This is a genomic window from Shewanella sp. 1180_01, from assembly GCF_052850535.1.
In genome coordinates this window covers 41,884-57,997 of sequence record NZ_VXCT01000020.1, presented here as the reverse complement: position 1 = coordinate 57,997, position 16,114 = coordinate 41,884, and the positions used below count along the sequence as shown (strand labels likewise).

Sequence of the window (16,114 nt, the reverse complement as noted above, 5' to 3'; positions counted from 1 at the left end):
AAAATGGGGTCCTTTGACCCCATTGTCTTTTACAATTGCCCCTATTCATCTGAAACCCGCGCTATTCCTATCTATATCTTCGTCGGGTCATTCACAAGTCTTGTTTCCCTAGGTATAGTAAGCGTCAATTTTTCAACCAAAATTTGCTTATTTTCAAATGATGTTTCATTGGCCTATTTCAGTCTATTACGAAGACACCGACGCTGGCGGCGTTGTCTATCATTCGAACTATCTCAACTTTTTTGAGCGGGCGAGAACCGAGTGGCTAAAAGCCCTTGGCGTGAGTCAGACTGCGCTTTTAGCCGACGATACCGCCTTTGTGGTAAAGCGTGCGGAATTAGATTTTCGCAAAGCGGCACGTTTTGAACAGAACCTTATTGTTGAAACTAAGGTCATAGAGTTGAAAAAGGCCTCGTTGATCTTTCATCAACGCTTGGTCGATAAACAGGGAGACTGTTATTGTGAAGGCACAGTGCTGGTTGTTTGTGTTGCGCTGTCACGAATGCGTCCCCGAGCTATTCCCTTAAATATTGTGCAGGAGTTTGACAGTGCAAGCTGATATGTCGATTGTTGGGTTATTTTTACAAGCCAGTTTATTAGTGAAATTTGTTATGTTCACCTTACTTTGCTTGTCAGTGATGTCTTGGACGGTGATTTTACAACGCCGTTGCTTACTGACATCCGCAAAAAGTAAATCGGCGAAGTTTGAAGACAAATTTTGGTCAGGCGTTGATTTAAACCGTTTATATAAAGAATTATCGACTCGTCCTGATAATAGCGGTTTAGAGTCATTATTTGTGACTGGCTTTAAAGAATATTCACGCCTGAATAAATTAAATAGCAAAGTGCCCGATGCCGTGATGGACGGTACATCACGTGCTATGCGTGTGACACTTTCTCGCGAAATGGAAAAGTTAGAAGCTAACTTACCCTTATTAGCGACTATTGGTTCGACTAGCCCTTATATCGGTTTATTTGGTACGGTATGGGGGATTATGAATTCATTTATCGCTATTGGTTCGATGGAAAACGCGACCTTAGCTATGGTTGCCCCCGGTATTGCTGAAGCCTTGATTGCAACGGCTATGGGTCTATTTGCTGCTATACCTGCGGTTATTGCGTACAACCGTTTCTCGACTCAAGTCGATAAATTGGAAATGGCCTACGCAAACTTTATGGAAGAGTTCTCCAGCATTTTGCATCGCCAAGCATACAGTGAGAAGGAAGGGGCATAATGCAACCAGCTTATCAGCGCAAACGTCGTCGCCCCGTTGCCGAAATCAACGTGGTGCCCTATATCGACGTGATGCTCGTGCTGTTAATTATTTTTATGGTAACAGCGCCCATAGTCACCCAAGGGGTAAAAGTGGAGCTGCCTCAAGGGGCTGCGGAAGTTTTACCTGCTGACAGTAAGCCACCAGTGGTGGCTTCGATTGACGGTGATGGTGATTATTATCTGAATAAAGGCGGTTCGACCAACGTACCGATGGACTTGGAAGAGCTCGCGACGGAAGTTGCTGCGCTTATGGTGACAGAGCCTGAGCGTCCAGTGGTGGTTAAGGCCGATAGAAATATTCCTTACGATAAAGTGATTCAGTTGATGGTGACCTTGCAAGGTGCTGGCGTGCCATCAGTCGGTTTGATGACGGATTCACCCAAGGAGAAATAGGTGGCAGATAAGTCAGATGTAACATTACCTCTGTCAATTTCAGCGGGTATTCATATTGGCGTGATAATTATTCTGGCGTTGGGGATCGATTTCTCTCACAAACCTGAGCCTATGCAACAAGTTAGTGCGCCAGCGGTTAAAGCCGTTATGGTTGATCAGCAAAAAGTCGCTAATCAAGTTGAGAAACTTAAGCAAGAAAAGCGTGATGCCGAGCGCCGTGAGCAAGAACGTCAAGCCGAGCTTGAGCGCAAAGCGCAAGAAGCGAAGCAAGCGCGCGAACGTGAACAAGCTCAGATTAAACAGTTAGAGCAAGAACGTAAGCAGCAAGAAATTGAAACCCAAAAGGCCAATGAAGCGACCAAGCTAGCCCAAGTGAAACAGCAGCAGGAAAAGGAAAAGGCAGTTAAAGCCGAAGCCGACCGTAAGCTGAAAGAGCAGGAGCGTAAAGTCGCTGAAGATGCCGCGCAGAAAGCTGCGGAAAAACGCAAAGTGGAAGAAGGCGCTGCAGCAAAAGCCGAGACCGATCGGAAGCAGAAGGAGGCGGAAGCTAAGGCCAAAGCTGAAAAAGCCAAGGCTGATGCAGAAGCGAAAGCCGAAGCTAAGGCCAAAGCAGATGCTAAAGCTAAAGCGGATGCTAAGGCCAAAGCCGATGCTAAGGCCAAAGCCGATGCTGAAGCCAAAGCCCGCGCCCAGCAGGAGCAAGAAATGGCTGATGCATTAGCGGCGGAGCAGGCGGCGTTGTCGCAAACCATGAATAAGCAGATGCAGAGTGAAGTGGGTAAGTATCAGGCAATGATTAAATCGACTATCCAACGTAATTTGGTAGTGGATGAATCTATGCGTGGCAAGACTTGTACTGTCTCTGTACGATTAGCAAATGATGGTTTTGTGATCAGCAGTCAAACTAAAGGCGGTGATCCTAACGTTTGTCGTGCAGCAAAAGCAGCGATTTTGAAGGCGGGTAAATTGCCAGTGTCTCCGGACCCTGCAGTTTATAACTTGATGAAAGAAATTAACTTAATCGTTGAACCAACGTTTTAATTAAAGGAGTCCCATGAGAATATTGGCAAAATGGTTAGCATTGGCAGTTCTGCTGTGCACCCCCCCCGCAAAAGCGGCATTGGATATTGTGATCACAGAAGGTGTTGACGCTGCGCGTCCCATCGCTGTGATGCCTTTTGTTTGGCAAGGTCCTGGCGCCGCACCGCAAGCGATTGCGGATGTAGTGATGTCGGACTTAGTGCGTAGCGGTACGTTTAAACCTTTAGACGAACTTGGACTGCCTCAGCGTAATATTGGCACTGTGGCACAGTTTCAAGCTAATTCTTGGTCAAGTGTTGGCGCCGAAGCGTTAGTGCTAGGTACCGTTAAACCTTATGGTACCGATCAATATTTGGTGAGCTTTGATTTAATCGATTTAGTTAAAGCCCAAAACCAAGCGTTGAAAGGCCCAGTTAGTGCAACAGAATTTTTGATGGACAGCCGTCAAACTGTGATTTCAGCGGCGCAATTTCGCCAATATGGACACAGGATCAGCGATATCGTCTACGAAAAGTTAACTGGTATTCGCGGTGCATTCTTAACGCGGATCTCCTATGTTGTGGTCAATCATACTCAAAAAGCCCCATATCAATTGATGGTTGCTGATTATGATGGCGTTAATGAACAAATGTTACTGCGCTCGCCAGAGCCGTTGATGTCACCGACTTGGTCACCCGATGGTCGTCGTTTAGCGTATGTAAGCTTTGAAAACAAAAAAGCTGAGATCTTCGTGCAAGACCTTTATACCCAAGTGCGCACTAAAGTGAGCTCTTTTCCTGGTATTAACGGTGCGCCGGCGTTCTCACCCGATGGAAAATCTTTGGCGATCACTTTATCTAAAGATGGTCAGCCTGAAATTTACATCATAGATATTGCGACCAAAGCCATTAAGCGTATTACCAATCACTATGCTATCGATACTGAGCCATCATGGTATCCTGATGGAAAGTCGTTGATTTTTACATCAGAGCGCGGTGGTAGACCACAGATTTATCGCGTAGAGTTGAGTTCAGGTAAAGTGAGTCGCGAAACCTTTGAAGGTGAATGGAACCTCGGTGGTTCAATTACACCTGATGGTCGCAGTATGATTTTTGTTAATCGCACGAACGGTAAATTTAATATTGCGCGTATGGATTTAAGTACGCGTTTTATGCAGGTGCTGACATCGACACGTTTGGATGAATCTCCAAGTGTGGCCCCTAATGGTACTATGGTGATCTATGGCACCACATACCAAGGCAAGCAAGTATTAGCAGCTGTTTCTACGGATGGACGTTTTAAAGCAAGATTACCGGCAGGTCAAGGTGAGGTGAAATCACCTTCTTGGTCACCGTTTCTCTAATGTTATACCTTGATTTAATCACATTTAATTTTATAAGGAACACGTAATGGATCTGAATAAGTTGTTAAAAGCTATGTTGGTAGCACTTCCAATTATGGCTCTTAGTGCATGTAGCTCAACTTCAGAATCAGAAACTGATGCAATGGGCTCAACAAACGGTTCAGGTAGTGAACTGAATGGTGGCATTCAAACTGGTGGTGTAGGCGCAATGTTGTCTGCTGAAGAGCAACAACGTCAGCAGTTAGAAGACTTGAGAAAGCAACACATCATTTACTTCGACTTTGACCGCAGTGAAGTTCAAACTGATTTCGCCGCAATATTAGAAGCCCATGGCACTTACTTAGTTGAGCACCCAAGCGTGCGCGTACTGATTGAAGGTCATGCTGATGAGCGTGGCACGCCTGAGTACAACATCGCTCTGGGCGAACGTCGTGCTAAAGCCGTTGCTAAATACCTACAAGGTATGGGCGTACAGCCAAGCCAAATGAGCGTAGTCAGCTATGGCGAAGAAAAACCACTTGATTTTTCTCGCACTGATGAAGGTTTTGGCAAAAACCGTCGTGCAGTTTTAGTTTACTAAGATTGAATCTCGGAGAGTAACACAATGAAACGTGCCGTCTTAATTACGGCAATGTTCCTTGGTGCGGGTGCTGCAGTTGCAGCACCTGCTCCTGTGGAAGATATTGCTGGTGGTTCGGGTGATGACAGACTTGCTCGCATAGAACGTATTGTAAAATCAAGACAACAAAGCGAGCTCGATATGCAGCGCCGTCTTGATACACTGCAGCAGGAAGTGCTCGATTTACGTGGTTTAACCGAACAACAGAATTATCAGATTGAGCAGATGCAACAGCGTCAGCGTCAGTTATATGATGAACTTGCTAATTTATCCTCAAAGGCATCTGCCGCTCCTGCTGCCGCAGCCGCGACATCCACACCTTCTGTAGCCTCGACGAATGCGGCTTCAAGTAGTTTAAGTGAAACTGCAAGCTATGAGAGTGCCGTTAACTTAGTCTTGAAAGAGCGTAAGTATGACGACGCTATTCCTGCCTTCCGTGCTTTTATCAAACAATACCCAGATTCTGTGTATGCCGCGAATGCTAACTATTGGTTAGGGCAGCTATTATTTAATAAGAGCGAATTTGCAGAAGCCAAACAAGCCTTCAAAACTGTGGTTGACCGTTTTAGTGATTCCAATAAACGGGGTGACAGTTTAGTGAAGCTTGGCATGATCGCCGAGAAAACCGGTGACAAGGCTGGGGCGACGCAATACTACCAACAAGTCGTCAAAGATTACGCAAACAGCGCAGCAGCGCGCATTGCACAGCAGCAACTGGCTGCAATTAAAGCGTAATTAACTAAAAAACATACTCTTAGTCTGTTTTTCATGCAAACGACAAAAAATTGGGAATTTGCGCTTGCATGAGAAGATGAAAAAGGTATTATAGGCGCCCTCAGAGCGGCGAGGTCGTTCGGGGCGTAAAATACCAGTAAATGGGTCGTTAGCTCAGTCGGTAGAGCAGTTGGCTTTTAACCAATTGGTCGAAGGTTCGAATCCTTCACGACCCACCACTTACTCTAATAAATAGAATAAGTTAGTGGTATTTAATGAGATAGTCAGTAGTAGAATGGGTCGTTAGCTCAGTCGCTTTTTTATAAAGCTAGGGCAGTTGGCTTTTAACCAATCAGTTGAATGGTTCTAATCCTTAATGGCACAACACTTTACTGAAAGTGCATAAATCAGTGCAACACCAGATGGGTCGTTAGCTCAGTCGGTAGAGCAGTTGGCTTTTAACCAATTGGTCGAAGGTTCGAATCCTTCACGACCCACCATTTTACTGAAAGTGCATAAATCAGCGCAAAACCTAGATGGGTCGTTAGCTCAGTCGCTTTTTTATAAAGCTAGGGCAGTTGGCTTTTAACCAATCAGTAGAATGGTTCTAATCCTCCACGACACACCACTTTACTGAAAGTGCATAAATCAGCGCAACACCAGATGGGTCGTTAGCTCAGTCGGTAGAGCAGTTGGCTTTTAACCAATTGGTCGAAGGTTCGAATCCTTCACGACCCACCACTTATTATTCGCATTTTGAATGCTTAAAATAAGTGAACAGTTTTATCGCAATACCTAGATGGGTCGTTAGCTCAGTCGCTTTTTTTATAAAGCTAGGGCAGTTGGCTTTTAACCAATCAGTCGAATGGTTCTAATCCTTCACGAGACACCACTTTACTGAAAGTGCATAATTCAGCGCAACACCAGATGGGTCGTTAGCTCAGTCGGTAGAGCAGTTGGCTTTTAACCAATTGGTCGAAGGTTCGAATCCTTCACGACCCACCACTTTACTGAAAGTGCATAAATCAGCGCAACACCAGATGGGTCGTTAGCTCAGTCGGTAGAGCAGTTGGCTTTTAACCAATTGGTCGAAGGTTCGAATCCTTCACGACCCACCACTTTACTGAAAGTGCATAATTCAGTGCAACACCAGATGGGTCGTTAGCTCAGTCGGTAGAGCAGTTGGCTTTTAACCAATTGGTCGAAGGTTCGAATCCTTCACGACCCACCACTTATTATCAGCATGATAAATGCAACAAATAAGTGAACAGTTATATCGCAATACCTAGATGGGTCGTTAGCTCAGTCGGTAGAGCAGTTGGCTTTTAACCAATTGGTCGAAGGTTCGAATCCTTCACGACCCACCACTTATTACCCCACTTTATCTCTCTCAAGTTCCTCCATGAATTTCCCAAGTTAAATTCCAATTCTCAGTACTAGATTTAATACCTTCGTTTTACTTATTTCATTTCAAATATTTTCCTAACATATTATTTATCCTGACATTTTCTACTTTTGTCTCATAGACCTATTGCCAATGTTTCTCACTTGTTAATTTGTCCATATTGGTTGCGGATAAATAATAACAATTGGGGAAAGACAAAAAATGAAACAAGCAAAACTAAGCTTGATGGGTAGTGCAATATTATTGGCATTAGCAAGTTCGGCCAATGCGGCATCACTAAAAGATACGGATGTTGAGTTTGGCGGTTATATCAAAGCTGACATTATGTTCAGTGATTATGGCAATGGCGCCCCGGATTCGGGCGATCTCTCTAGGCAGTTTTATGTTCCTGGTACTATTTATGGAAAAGAGGGTAATGGCAATCAAGTCGTGGATTTTCAAGCTCGCGAAACGCGTTTTAATTTCAAAGCGACGACCGATGTCGATGGTCATAAACTTTCTGGCTTTATTGAACTCGATTTTATGACCCACACTGATGGTAATGAACGTACTTCCAACAGCTATTCACCTCGTATTCGCCATGCATTTGTCTCCTATGACAATTGGACCGTAGGTCAAACATGGACAACCTTCCAAAATGCTGCTGCGTTACCTGAGAATCTCGATTTTGTTGGTGCTGCCGACGGAACCCCGTTCGCCCGCCAAACGCTATTGCGCTATACCCAAGGTAATTTCCAATTCGCGATCGAAAATCCTGAAACCACAGTCACGCCAAATCAGGGCGGTGCCCGCATTACCAGTGGTAGCGGGGTCATCCCCGATGTTATCGCGCGGTATAACCTCAAAACAGACGGCGGCGCGGCGTTCTCCTTTGCGGGTATTGCCCGTCAGTTAAATTTAGAAACTAAGATTGGTGCAACTCAGATTGATAGCTCAGCCCTAGGATATGGCGCGAGTTTTGCAGGCATTATTCCGGTCGGCAAAGATGATCTTCGCTTCACGGCCACCTATGGTGAAGGCTTAGGTCGTTATATGGCACTCAATTACATTAATGCGGGTGTGCTGGATGCTAACGGTGATATCGAGTCGATTCGTACTTTAGGTGGATTTGTGTCTTACCGTCATTGGTGGAATGAGCAGTGGCGCAGCAGTATAACCTTGTCAGGCATGCAAGCGGATAACGATGCGGCTTTAACCGGTTCAGGCGTGAATAAGGATGCTTATTCAGGTTATATCAACTTACTTTACTCGCCAAGCAAACCGCTGACCTTTGGTGTCGAGTATATGTACGCCAAGAACAGTAAAGAAAATGGCGATGATGGTGATTTGAGCCGCATCATGTTCTCGGCTAAGTATGTGCTCTAATCTTACTTACTTGCGATAAAAACTAAAAAGGAGACCTTAGGTCTCCTTTTGCATTAAGCGGGTCACATATGTGTAGAGCTTAATCTAACAGATTGTTTTCGCGAACATATTGTTCGAAATCTGTGCAGCCACCGACGTGTTTCTCATCGACAAAAATCTGCGGTACTGTTTCAACTGGCTTACCGACAGTTTTCTCTAAATCTGCTTTAGAGATGCCTTCTGCGTGGATATCGACATATCTGAACTTAAAGTCATCACGTTTTTCAACGAGTTGCTCAGATAATTGCACAGCACGAACGCAATAAGGACAGCCTGGACGGCCAAAAATAACAACGAACATAATAGCTCCTTAGGATTACTTTAGTCGTTTTATACCATAGGCCTAAGTGAATTGATAATGTCAGCCGTGTTTATTTTCAGTTTGATAGCGGCCTTGATAATCAAAATAGCTTTCGAGCAGATCCCAGCCTTTTTTATGTTTCTTCAGTAGCAAGAGATCGGGCATGCGGAATTTATCCGCGTCGCTGATTAACTCTGTCACCTTAGTGTACTTTTTCGGTTTTAATCCCGGTGTACGGCTATGGGAAAAGATGAATAAGGCATATAGGGCTCGCCACTGGGCCGGAGTTTGCAATTTAAAGCGGCGATTAAATTCATTGCCGTCGATATCGAGGTATTGCACTTTCAGATTACCGTCATTGTCGATGAGCGTCATATGTTGGCAGCGGAACAAATGATGGTGCTGCTGACTGAGCACTTGCCGCAGGCGTTTATCGGGATCGATGAGAGTCGATAGGCAGTGCTGGCAAATGCGCGCGGCAATATCATTCTCTTCACCGCAATAAGGGCAAGATTTAGATCTAAATCGAAAGTCGCACTGTAGCTTTTTACCATGCTGTTCGACAATGCCCTGACAACGGCGACCAAAGTGTTCGATGATGTCGCCATCGTCGTCGGTGAGTCCCCAGAAAATATTAGCAAAATCGCACACAGGGCAATGCACTTGCACGGGTACCGATTTACTGTTGGGTTTCGCTTGGCCGACCTCGGGGAAATACAAGTCATAACCATTGGCAGCGTAGTCGATGATAAGACAATCTTTTTTACCTTCAGCTATGCGTAAACCGCGGCCGATCATTTGTTGAAACAGACTGACTGAGGCGGTAGGGCGCAAAATTGCAATCAAATCCACATGGGGCGCGTCGAAGCCTGTCGTCAACACAGCAACGTTGACCAAAAACTTAAGCTCTTGGGCTTTAAAGCGTTCAATCGTCGCATCTCGTTCATTGTCGTGCGTTTGTGCCGTGATAATGGCGCTCTGTGCAGCATGAGCTTGGTTGAGTAGGCCAAAAATCTCATTGGCGTGGCGCACCGTTGCCGCGAAGATGATAATGCCTTTTTTATGTTGGCCCAGTTCAATGAGCTGTTTCACAATCGCAGTGGTCGCGCGGCCGTAATGCCCCAGTAAATCGTTAACCTCGGTTTCGGCATACTCGCCATTCTCGTTGGCTTTAAGTTGGCTGAAATCGTACTGGGCACTTAAGCCATCAAACAGGGTTGGCGCTGTGAGGTAACCTTGTTTAATGAGCGGCCTTATGGGCAGCTCGAACACACAATGTTCGAACACGGCATGTTCGGGAGACCCCACTTTGCCGTGATAGTGCTGCTGATAAATCCAACCAGTGCCAAGGCGATAGGGCGTGGCGGTGAGGCCGAGCAATCTTAATTGGGGATTTTTCGTGCGTAAATGATTGAGCACTTGCTGATATTGGCTGGTTTTTTCTAGGCTGACTCTGTGGCATTCATCAATAATCACTAACGAGAACGGCTGATCAAACTGGGTTAACCCCCGCGCTGCCGATTGAATGCTGGCGACGACGGTTTTCCCCTCAGTGGCTTTTTGATTGAGTCCCGCCGCATAGATACTGGCTTGTGCCGTGAGTAGGCCGACTTTCTCGGCATTTTGCGCGACTAATTCTTTCACGTGGGTGAGTACTAAAACCCTGCCTTTGGCGATGCGTGCCAGTTCGGCGATCACTATGCTTTTACCGGCGCCTGTGGGCAATACGAGTACGGCGGAAGCTTGGCTTTGCCTAAAATGGGCGATGGCGGCATTAACCGCTTGCTGTTGATAGTCTCTGAGTTTGACTGACACGCTGATAAAAAATCTATGCTGAAAATAAGTGAGGTCGTAAGCTTAACATAACAGGCAAAAAAAATGCCCCTGGTTGGAGGGGCAAGCTAGAGAAAGGATCAATCACACACACTCTCTCAACAGGGTTCACTTTTAACCTGAGGTTTAAAAAGGGAGGTTCAGGTTACGCTTAGCCTATTGGGTATAGACTAAGCGTTGTGGACGTTGTTCGTAACTCGGATATTACTCAGTACGATTCAAGCGTGATTCAATCAAGGTCTCGATCACAGCTGGATCGGCCAAGGTTGATGCATCCCCTAAATTGGTCACTTCGTTAGCGGCAATCTTACGCAGGAAGCGGCGCATGATCTTGCCCGAACGTGTCTTAGGTAAGCCCGTTGCCCATTGGATAAGATCTGGGGTTGCCAGCGAACCAATTTCTTTACGCACCCATTGACGCAGCTCTTGACGTAGCTCTTCGGTTTCTTCAGTGCCGCGGGTTAGCGTGACGTACGCATAAATACCTTGGCCTTTAATATCGTGTGGGTAGCCAACTACTGCTGCCTCGGCAACCAGTTCATGTGATACCAGCGCACTTTCGACCTCTGCCGTACCTAATCTGTGGCCGGATACGTTGATCACGTCATCGACGCGGCCTGTTATCCAGTAGTAGCCGTCTTCATCGCGGCGGGCACCGTCACCGGTAAAATACATGCCGCGGAAAGTTTTAAAATAGGTCAGTACGAATCGTTCGTGGTCGCCATACACAGTCCGCATTTGGCCCGGCCAAGAGTCGAGTAACACTAAGTTACCTTCGTTCTCACCCTCTAAAATGTTACCCATGTTATCGACTAAGGCAGGTTGAACACCAAAGAATGGACGGGTTGCTGAACCAGGTTTAGTGTCGGTCGCCCCTGGTAGCGGCGTGATCAAAATACCGCCGGTTTCAGTTTGCCACCAAGTATCGACGATAGGGCAATGTTCATGACCTATGACCTCATGGTACCAACGCCATGCTTCTGGGTTGATGGGTTCGCCTACCGAGCCCATGATCCTCAAGCTGCTACCATCGAACTTATCGAAGTGTTGCTTACCTTCGGCCATCAGCGCGCGAATTAAGGTTGGTGCCGTGTAAAGAATGCTCACTTTATGGCGGTCAATCATTTCACCTAAACGGGCAGGGCTTGGATGATTCGGTACACCTTCATGGATAAGCACTGTCGCACCATTGGCGAGTGGGCCGTAAACCATGTAAGAGTGGCCAGTGATCCAACCCACATCGGCGGTACACCAGTACACTTCGCCCGCTTTGTAGTCGAACACATACTCATGGGTCATAGACGCATAAACCATGTAGCCACCAGTGGTGTGCAATACGCCCTTGGGATTACCGGTTGAACCTGAGGTATACAGCAGGAATAACGGCGCTTCGGCATCCATTTCCTCTGGTTGGCTGTGCTCTGATGCGGTTTCCATCAGTGAATGCCACCACACATCACGACCTTCTACCCAATCCACTTTGCCGCCCGTGCGTTTAAGCACTATGACTTTTTCAACGGTAGTGACATCAGGGTTTTTTAAGGCATCATCGATGTTGCGTTTCAATGGGATAGCACGGCCACCGCGCATACCTTCATCTGAGGTAATGATGACTTTTGATTTGCCATCAATCACGCGAGAGGCGATAGAATCAGGTGAGAAACCACCGAAGACCACAGAGTGCACCGCGCCGATACGGGCACAGGCGAGCATAGCCACTGCGGCTTCTGGCACCATAGGCATATAAATCGTGACTATGTCACCACGGCGCACGCCTTGGTTGCGTAATGCGTTAGCGAATTTACACACCTCTGCATGTAATTCACCGTAGGTAATTTTGCGTTGTTCGCTGGCGTTGTCGCCTTCCCAAATAATCGCCACGCGATCACTGTGCTCGGCTAAGTGACGATCTAAACAGTTGGCAGAAGCATTCAGGGTGCCGTCATAAAACCAGTTGATCGATAAGTTATGATCATCAAAAGAGGTTTTTTTAATTTTGGTATAGGGTTTAATCCAATCAATACGCTTGCCGTGTTCTCTCCAGAAACCTTCAGGATTGACAATCGACTCTTGGTACATTGTTTTATATTTATCGTTGTTTACAAGTGCATTGGCAGCGATATTGCCGGAGACTTTGTAGAGAGACTGCGAGCTCATAGGGCTTCCCTTTTGAAAAATTGCGTGGACTGAGTATGGTATGCAAGGGGGCGGCAACTCCATTAGACCTTGGTCTAGTTTTAAATTTTCCTTTATATTTAGTCTGTTGCATTAAAAATTCGGCTAGATTTTAGACAGGTTTTATCGCACAATAATCAGAAAAAAGAGCAAAGTATGAATTTAACCTTAGTCGTCGCCGTTATTGCCGTCTGTTATGTCTCGCTTTTATTCCTATTAGCGTGGGGGGCGGAGCGTTGGTTTAGCCGGATCACCAAAAAGCTACAGGTCGGTATTTATGGCCTGAGCTTAGCGGTTTACTGTTCCTCGTGGAGTTTTTTAGGCACAGTCGGCCAATCGGCTAAGGATCTCTGGTCTTTTTTACCGATTTTTATCGGCCCCATTCTTATTTTCACCTTAGGTTTTGGCATGTTACGCAAGATGGTATTAGTGTCTAAGGCACAAAATATCACCTCAGTGGCCGACTTTATTGCCGCCCGATACGGCAAATCTCAAACCTTAGCCGCCTTAGTCACCTTAATAGCCTTGTTTGGCATCATGCCCTATATCGCCCTGCAGCTTAAGGCTATGGTGTTCAGCCTTAACCTGTTTCAACCCGCAAACGATCCCCTCGATGGCGTGACAATTCCGTTACTGATCACGTCTTTATTAGCCATATTTGCCATTTTATTTGGTACCCGCAAACTCGATGCCACCGAGCACAATCCCGGCATGATGCTTGCGATTGCCTTTGAGTCTCTGGTGAAGCTCGCCGCATTTTTATTGGTCGGCGTCGTCATTAGTTTTGGGGTGTTCGATGGTTTTGGGGATATTTGGCAGCAGGCGAATGCGCAGTCGCTGATTAATTATCCCAATCCCCGTATCGAAGCTTTAATGCCTGAGTTACTTGTCGGAATGGCGGCGTTTTTGTGTATGCCAAGGCAGTTCCATGTGATGGTGGTGGAATGCGCCGATGAGTCTGTGCTGTCGAAAGGACGTTGGCTATTTCCCATCTATTTAGCGCTTTTTGGTTTATTCGTTGGACCGCTCGCTTTAGCAGGGAAAATTATCCTCGGCGATTCTGTGTCGGCCGATACCTATGTGATTAATCTACCACTCGCTTTAGATCAACCTTTGCTGGCGGTGATTGCACTGCTGGGCACACTTTCGGCGGCAACCGGCATGGTGATAGTGGCGGTGGTGACTATTAGTGTGATGGTGAGTAACGAATGGCTAGTGCCCGTGATGCTGCGCACGGGCCATATCCGCGAGAAAAACTTCAGCCAGTTCTCGCAGTTGTTGCTCAATGCCCGCCGTTTGGCGATCGTGATCATTCTTGGCTTAGGTTATGGCAGTTATCTGGCCTTAGCGGACAGTGATTCCTTATCCCATCTCGGCATGTTGTCCTTCGGGGCTTTTGCTCAGTTAGCGCCTGCCTTAGTGGGCGGACTCTATTGGAAACACGGCAATCGTGCTGGGGTATTTTTAGGGCTCGGCGTGGGCTTTACGCTGTGGTTTTACATCATGTTGCAGGGCATGACAGATGTGCAAAGTTCATCGGTGTTCTTGTCTGGCGTCGCGAGCGAGAAAGGCCTGCTAGATGCGATAACGCCCAATGTGCGTGATGCGCTGACGGCACTTTTTGCCAATATCGCCTGTTATATTTTGGGGTCGATTTGGTTTAGGGCGGGTGTGGCCGAGCGTATTCAGGCCAGTGCTTTTGTGAGCCCTGGCAAGTTGAAAAACAGCGCCAATAAGAAAAATGGTCCGATTTCACAGCAGGATTTGCTTATTCTTGCCAGTCGATTCGTCAGCCCAACACGCGCCTACGAGAGTTTTAGCCGTTTCTCTATTGATGCAGTAAAAAGTGATAGTTGGCATAAAGCTGCGCCGCCTGAGCTGATTTTCCACACGGAACGTTTATTGGCGGGCGTACTCGGCGCCTCAAGCGCAGCGCTGGTGATGGATTCTGTGCTGCAAGGGCGTGATTTGGCGCTGGATGAAGTCTTCAGTCTAGTGGATGAAGCTTCATCGAAAATTATGCTTAGCCAAGACATGCTGCGCGGCGCGATTGAGCACGCCTATGAAGGCATGAGCGTGATAGATAACGATCTCAATTTAGTAGCTTGGAATTATAAATATGTGGAGCTGTACCAATATCCCGATGGATTCTTGCAGCAGGGCATGCCCATCAGCGAAGTCATCCGTTTTAATGCGGCGCGGGGTTATTGCGGTGAAGGGGAAATCGAACAGCAGGTTGAACAGCGGGTGCAGCACATGCGTAATGGCACGCCGCATACTTCTGAGCGCCATCGCAGGGACGGTAAAGTGATTAAAATTCAAGGTAATCCCATGCCAGACGGTGGCTTTGTGATGACCTTTACCGATATTACTCAGTATCGCGAGCAGGAGCGCGCGCTGCTCGAGGCCAATGAAACCTTAGAAAGCCGCGTTAACGAACGTACCTACGAATTAGCCATGTTGAACAGTGAGTTACTCGAGGCTAAGGCGCAGGAAGAAATAGCCAACGCCTCGAAGAGTCGCTTCTTGGCCGCCGTTGGCCATGACTTAATGCAGCCGCTGAATGCCGCGCGGCTGTTTACCGCATCTTTATCTCAGTATCCCAATTTAGATCGCGAGGCCAGAACCACCTTATCCCATGTGAACAGCTCGCTTAAGATCGCCGGCGAGTTGCTTACCGATCTGCTGGATATCTCTAAACTCGATTCTGGCATGGTAGATGTTAATCGGCGTGACTTTGCGATTTCAGAACTGATCAATGGCTTATCCGTTGAATTTGAAGCGATGGCAGCGGACAACCAAATCCGTTTTAAGATGATCCCATGCAGCGCGACCGTTAATTCCGATCCTTCGCTATTACGCCGTGTCCTACAAAACTTTTTAACCAATGCCTACCGCTACGCCCGTGGTGGCAGAGTGTTATTTGGTTGTCGCCATCGGGGTCATTACCTTGAGATCCAAGTATTAGACACAGGCTGTGGTATCGATGAAAAAGAAACCCAAGAGATTTTCAAAGAATTCAAACGGCTGAATAATCTTAAGAGCAACAATGTCAGCGGATTAGGCTTAGGTTTAGCCATTGCCGATCGCATTAGTAAAGTGCTGGAACACGGTATTCAAGTCTCGTCCCATTTAGGGCGCGGCTCGGTATTCTCCATTTGTGTGCCGCTCGGGGAGACTGTACGCCAGCCACAAGTGAAGGCGTTGCCATCGCTGTTGCAGCCATTATCGGGTATCAAAGTGCTGTGTATCGATAACGAAGAGGCGATTCTGGCTGGCTTAGAAAGTCTATTAAGTCGTTGGCAATGTGAGGTTATTTGCGCCAAAGATTTATCCGATGCACGCATTAAGCTGGGGCTGAAAGGCGTCGCGCCCGATATTGTGCTCGCCGATTATCACTTAGATGATGGCCAAAATGGCGTCGATGCGATGGACGGTATTCGTGCCCTGTATGGCAAAGACTTGCCCGGCATTTTGATCACCGCCAATACCCGTAAAGAGCTGGTGGAAGATGTGCAACGCCGCGGCTATCACTATATGGCGAAAATGATAAAACCTGCCGCGCTGCGTGCATTGATTTCCAGTTTAGTAAAATAAGCTTCGCTCAAAAA

At 46.9% G+C, this 16,114-nt stretch carries 12 protein-coding genes and 8 tRNA genes; 17 read left to right on the top strand and 3 right to left on the bottom strand.

The genetic code is table 11. The annotated features are described in order from the left end of the window. Positions 1–157: 157 nt before the first annotated feature. From ybgC to FW758_RS12210, 16 genes are all read left to right on the top strand, one after another. The gene (gene ybgC / locus FW758_RS12285; RefSeq protein ID WP_006081251.1) at positions 158–559 is read left to right on the top strand and encodes a tol-pal system-associated acyl-CoA thioesterase; all 402 of its coding nucleotides are present in this window, start codon (positions 158–160) and stop codon (positions 557–559) included. After that, a complete protein-coding gene (gene tolQ / locus FW758_RS12280; RefSeq protein WP_446445528.1) occupies positions 549–1,235 on the top strand; it encodes a protein TolQ in 687 nt (228 codons plus the stop codon). Before ybgC ends, tolQ begins: the two co-directional genes overlap by 11 nt. Beyond that, on the top strand, positions 1,235–1,669 hold the full coding sequence (gene tolR, locus FW758_RS12275; protein WP_006081253.1) for a protein TolR: 435 nt from the start codon (positions 1,235–1,237) through the stop codon (positions 1,667–1,669). The genes tolQ and tolR overlap by 1 nt, the downstream gene beginning before the upstream one ends. Continuing rightward, complete coding sequence (gene tolA / locus FW758_RS12270) at positions 1,670–2,710, top strand: cell envelope integrity protein TolA (RefSeq protein WP_446445527.1); 1,041 nt, start codon at positions 1,670–1,672, stop codon at positions 2,708–2,710. Positions 2,711–2,723: 13 nt separating this feature from the next. After that, positions 2,724–4,052 carry a Tol-Pal system beta propeller repeat protein TolB gene (gene tolB / locus FW758_RS12265; RefSeq protein WP_446445526.1) on the top strand — a complete coding sequence of 443 codons (1,329 nt, stop codon included), beginning with the start codon at positions 2,724–2,726 and terminating at the stop codon, positions 4,050–4,052. A gap of 46 nt (positions 4,053–4,098) precedes the next feature. Beyond that, the gene (gene pal, locus FW758_RS12260) at positions 4,099–4,632 is read left to right on the top strand and encodes a peptidoglycan-associated lipoprotein Pal (RefSeq protein WP_071938868.1); all 534 of its coding nucleotides are present in this window, start codon (positions 4,099–4,101) and stop codon (positions 4,630–4,632) included. Positions 4,633–4,656: 24 nt separating this feature from the next. After that, a complete protein-coding gene (gene ybgF, locus FW758_RS12255; RefSeq protein WP_011846551.1) occupies positions 4,657–5,406 on the top strand; it encodes a tol-pal system protein YbgF in 750 nt (249 codons plus the stop codon). A gap of 142 nt (positions 5,407–5,548) precedes the next feature. Further along, positions 5,549–5,624: transfer RNA gene (locus tag FW758_RS12250), tRNA-Lys, on the top strand. Positions 5,625–5,809: 185 nt separating this feature from the next. Further along, a tRNA-Lys gene (locus FW758_RS12245) sits at positions 5,810–5,885 on the top strand. Positions 5,886–5,923: 38 nt separating this feature from the next. Further along, positions 5,924–6,013, top strand: a tRNA-Lys gene (locus FW758_RS12240). A 37-nt stretch (positions 6,014–6,050) separates the two neighbouring features. Then, positions 6,051–6,126, top strand: a tRNA-Lys gene (locus FW758_RS12235). Between the two features lie 188 nt (positions 6,127–6,314). Beyond that, positions 6,315–6,390: transfer RNA gene (locus FW758_RS12230), tRNA-Lys, on the top strand. 37 nt (positions 6,391–6,427) lie between these two features. Next, positions 6,428–6,503, top strand: a tRNA-Lys gene (locus FW758_RS12225). A 37-nt stretch (positions 6,504–6,540) separates the two neighbouring features. Next, positions 6,541–6,616 (top strand) — tRNA-Lys (locus FW758_RS12220). A 60-nt stretch (positions 6,617–6,676) separates the two neighbouring features. After that, positions 6,677–6,752: transfer RNA gene (locus tag FW758_RS12215), tRNA-Lys, on the top strand. Between the two features lie 239 nt (positions 6,753–6,991). Continuing rightward, a complete protein-coding gene (locus FW758_RS12210) occupies positions 6,992–8,155 on the top strand; it encodes a DcaP family trimeric outer membrane transporter (protein ID WP_446445525.1) in 1,164 nt (387 codons plus the stop codon). Between the two features lie 79 nt (positions 8,156–8,234). Here the strand turns inward: FW758_RS12210 and FW758_RS12205 are convergent, their stop codons facing one another. The 3 genes from FW758_RS12205 to acs all read right to left on the bottom strand — a co-directional run bounded on the left by FW758_RS12205 (position 8,235) and on the right by acs (position 12,485). Further along, positions 8,235–8,495: a GrxA family glutaredoxin gene (locus tag FW758_RS12205; RefSeq protein ID WP_006081259.1), complete on the bottom strand. Its 261-nt coding sequence runs from the start codon at positions 8,493–8,495 to the stop codon at positions 8,235–8,237. A 60-nt stretch (positions 8,496–8,555) separates the two neighbouring features. Beyond that, positions 8,556–10,310 (bottom strand): DEAD/DEAH box helicase, encoded by a 1,755-nt coding sequence (locus FW758_RS12200; protein ID WP_446445524.1) that lies wholly within the window; start codon positions 10,308–10,310, stop codon positions 8,556–8,558. Positions 10,311–10,532: 222 nt separating this feature from the next. Next, entirely contained in the window at positions 10,533–12,485 is a 1,953-nt protein-coding gene (acs, locus tag FW758_RS12195) for an acetate--CoA ligase (protein WP_446445523.1), read from the bottom strand. A 174-nt stretch (positions 12,486–12,659) separates the two neighbouring features. On the opposite strand from acs, the gene FW758_RS12190 reads away from it, so the two are divergent. Then, complete coding sequence (locus tag FW758_RS12190) at positions 12,660–16,100, top strand: hybrid sensor histidine kinase/response regulator (RefSeq protein ID WP_446445522.1); 3,441 nt, start codon at positions 12,660–12,662, stop codon at positions 16,098–16,100. Positions 16,101–16,114 lie beyond the last annotated feature (14 nt).

Coding starts and splice junctions, on each gene's coding strand:
- FW758_RS12190 (WP_446445522.1), top strand. CDS start 12,660: ATGAATTTAACCTTAGTCGTCGCCGTTATTGCCGTCTGTTATGTCTCG.
- acs (WP_446445523.1), bottom strand. CDS start 12,485: ATGAGCTCGCAGTCTCTCTACAAAGTCTCCGGCAATATCGCTGCCAAT.
- FW758_RS12205 (WP_006081259.1), bottom strand. CDS start 8,495: ATGTTCGTTGTTATTTTTGGCCGTCCAGGCTGTCCTTATTGCGTTCGT.
- tolB (WP_446445526.1), top strand. CDS start 2,724: ATGAGAATATTGGCAAAATGGTTAGCATTGGCAGTTCTGCTGTGCACC.
- tolR (WP_006081253.1), top strand. CDS start 1,235: ATGCAACCAGCTTATCAGCGCAAACGTCGTCGCCCCGTTGCCGAAATC.
- ybgC (WP_006081251.1), top strand. CDS start 158: ATGATGTTTCATTGGCCTATTTCAGTCTATTACGAAGACACCGACGCT.
- FW758_RS12210 (WP_446445525.1), top strand. CDS start 6,992: ATGAAACAAGCAAAACTAAGCTTGATGGGTAGTGCAATATTATTGGCA.
- ybgF (WP_011846551.1), top strand. CDS start 4,657: ATGAAACGTGCCGTCTTAATTACGGCAATGTTCCTTGGTGCGGGTGCT.
- pal (WP_071938868.1), top strand. CDS start 4,099: ATGGATCTGAATAAGTTGTTAAAAGCTATGTTGGTAGCACTTCCAATT.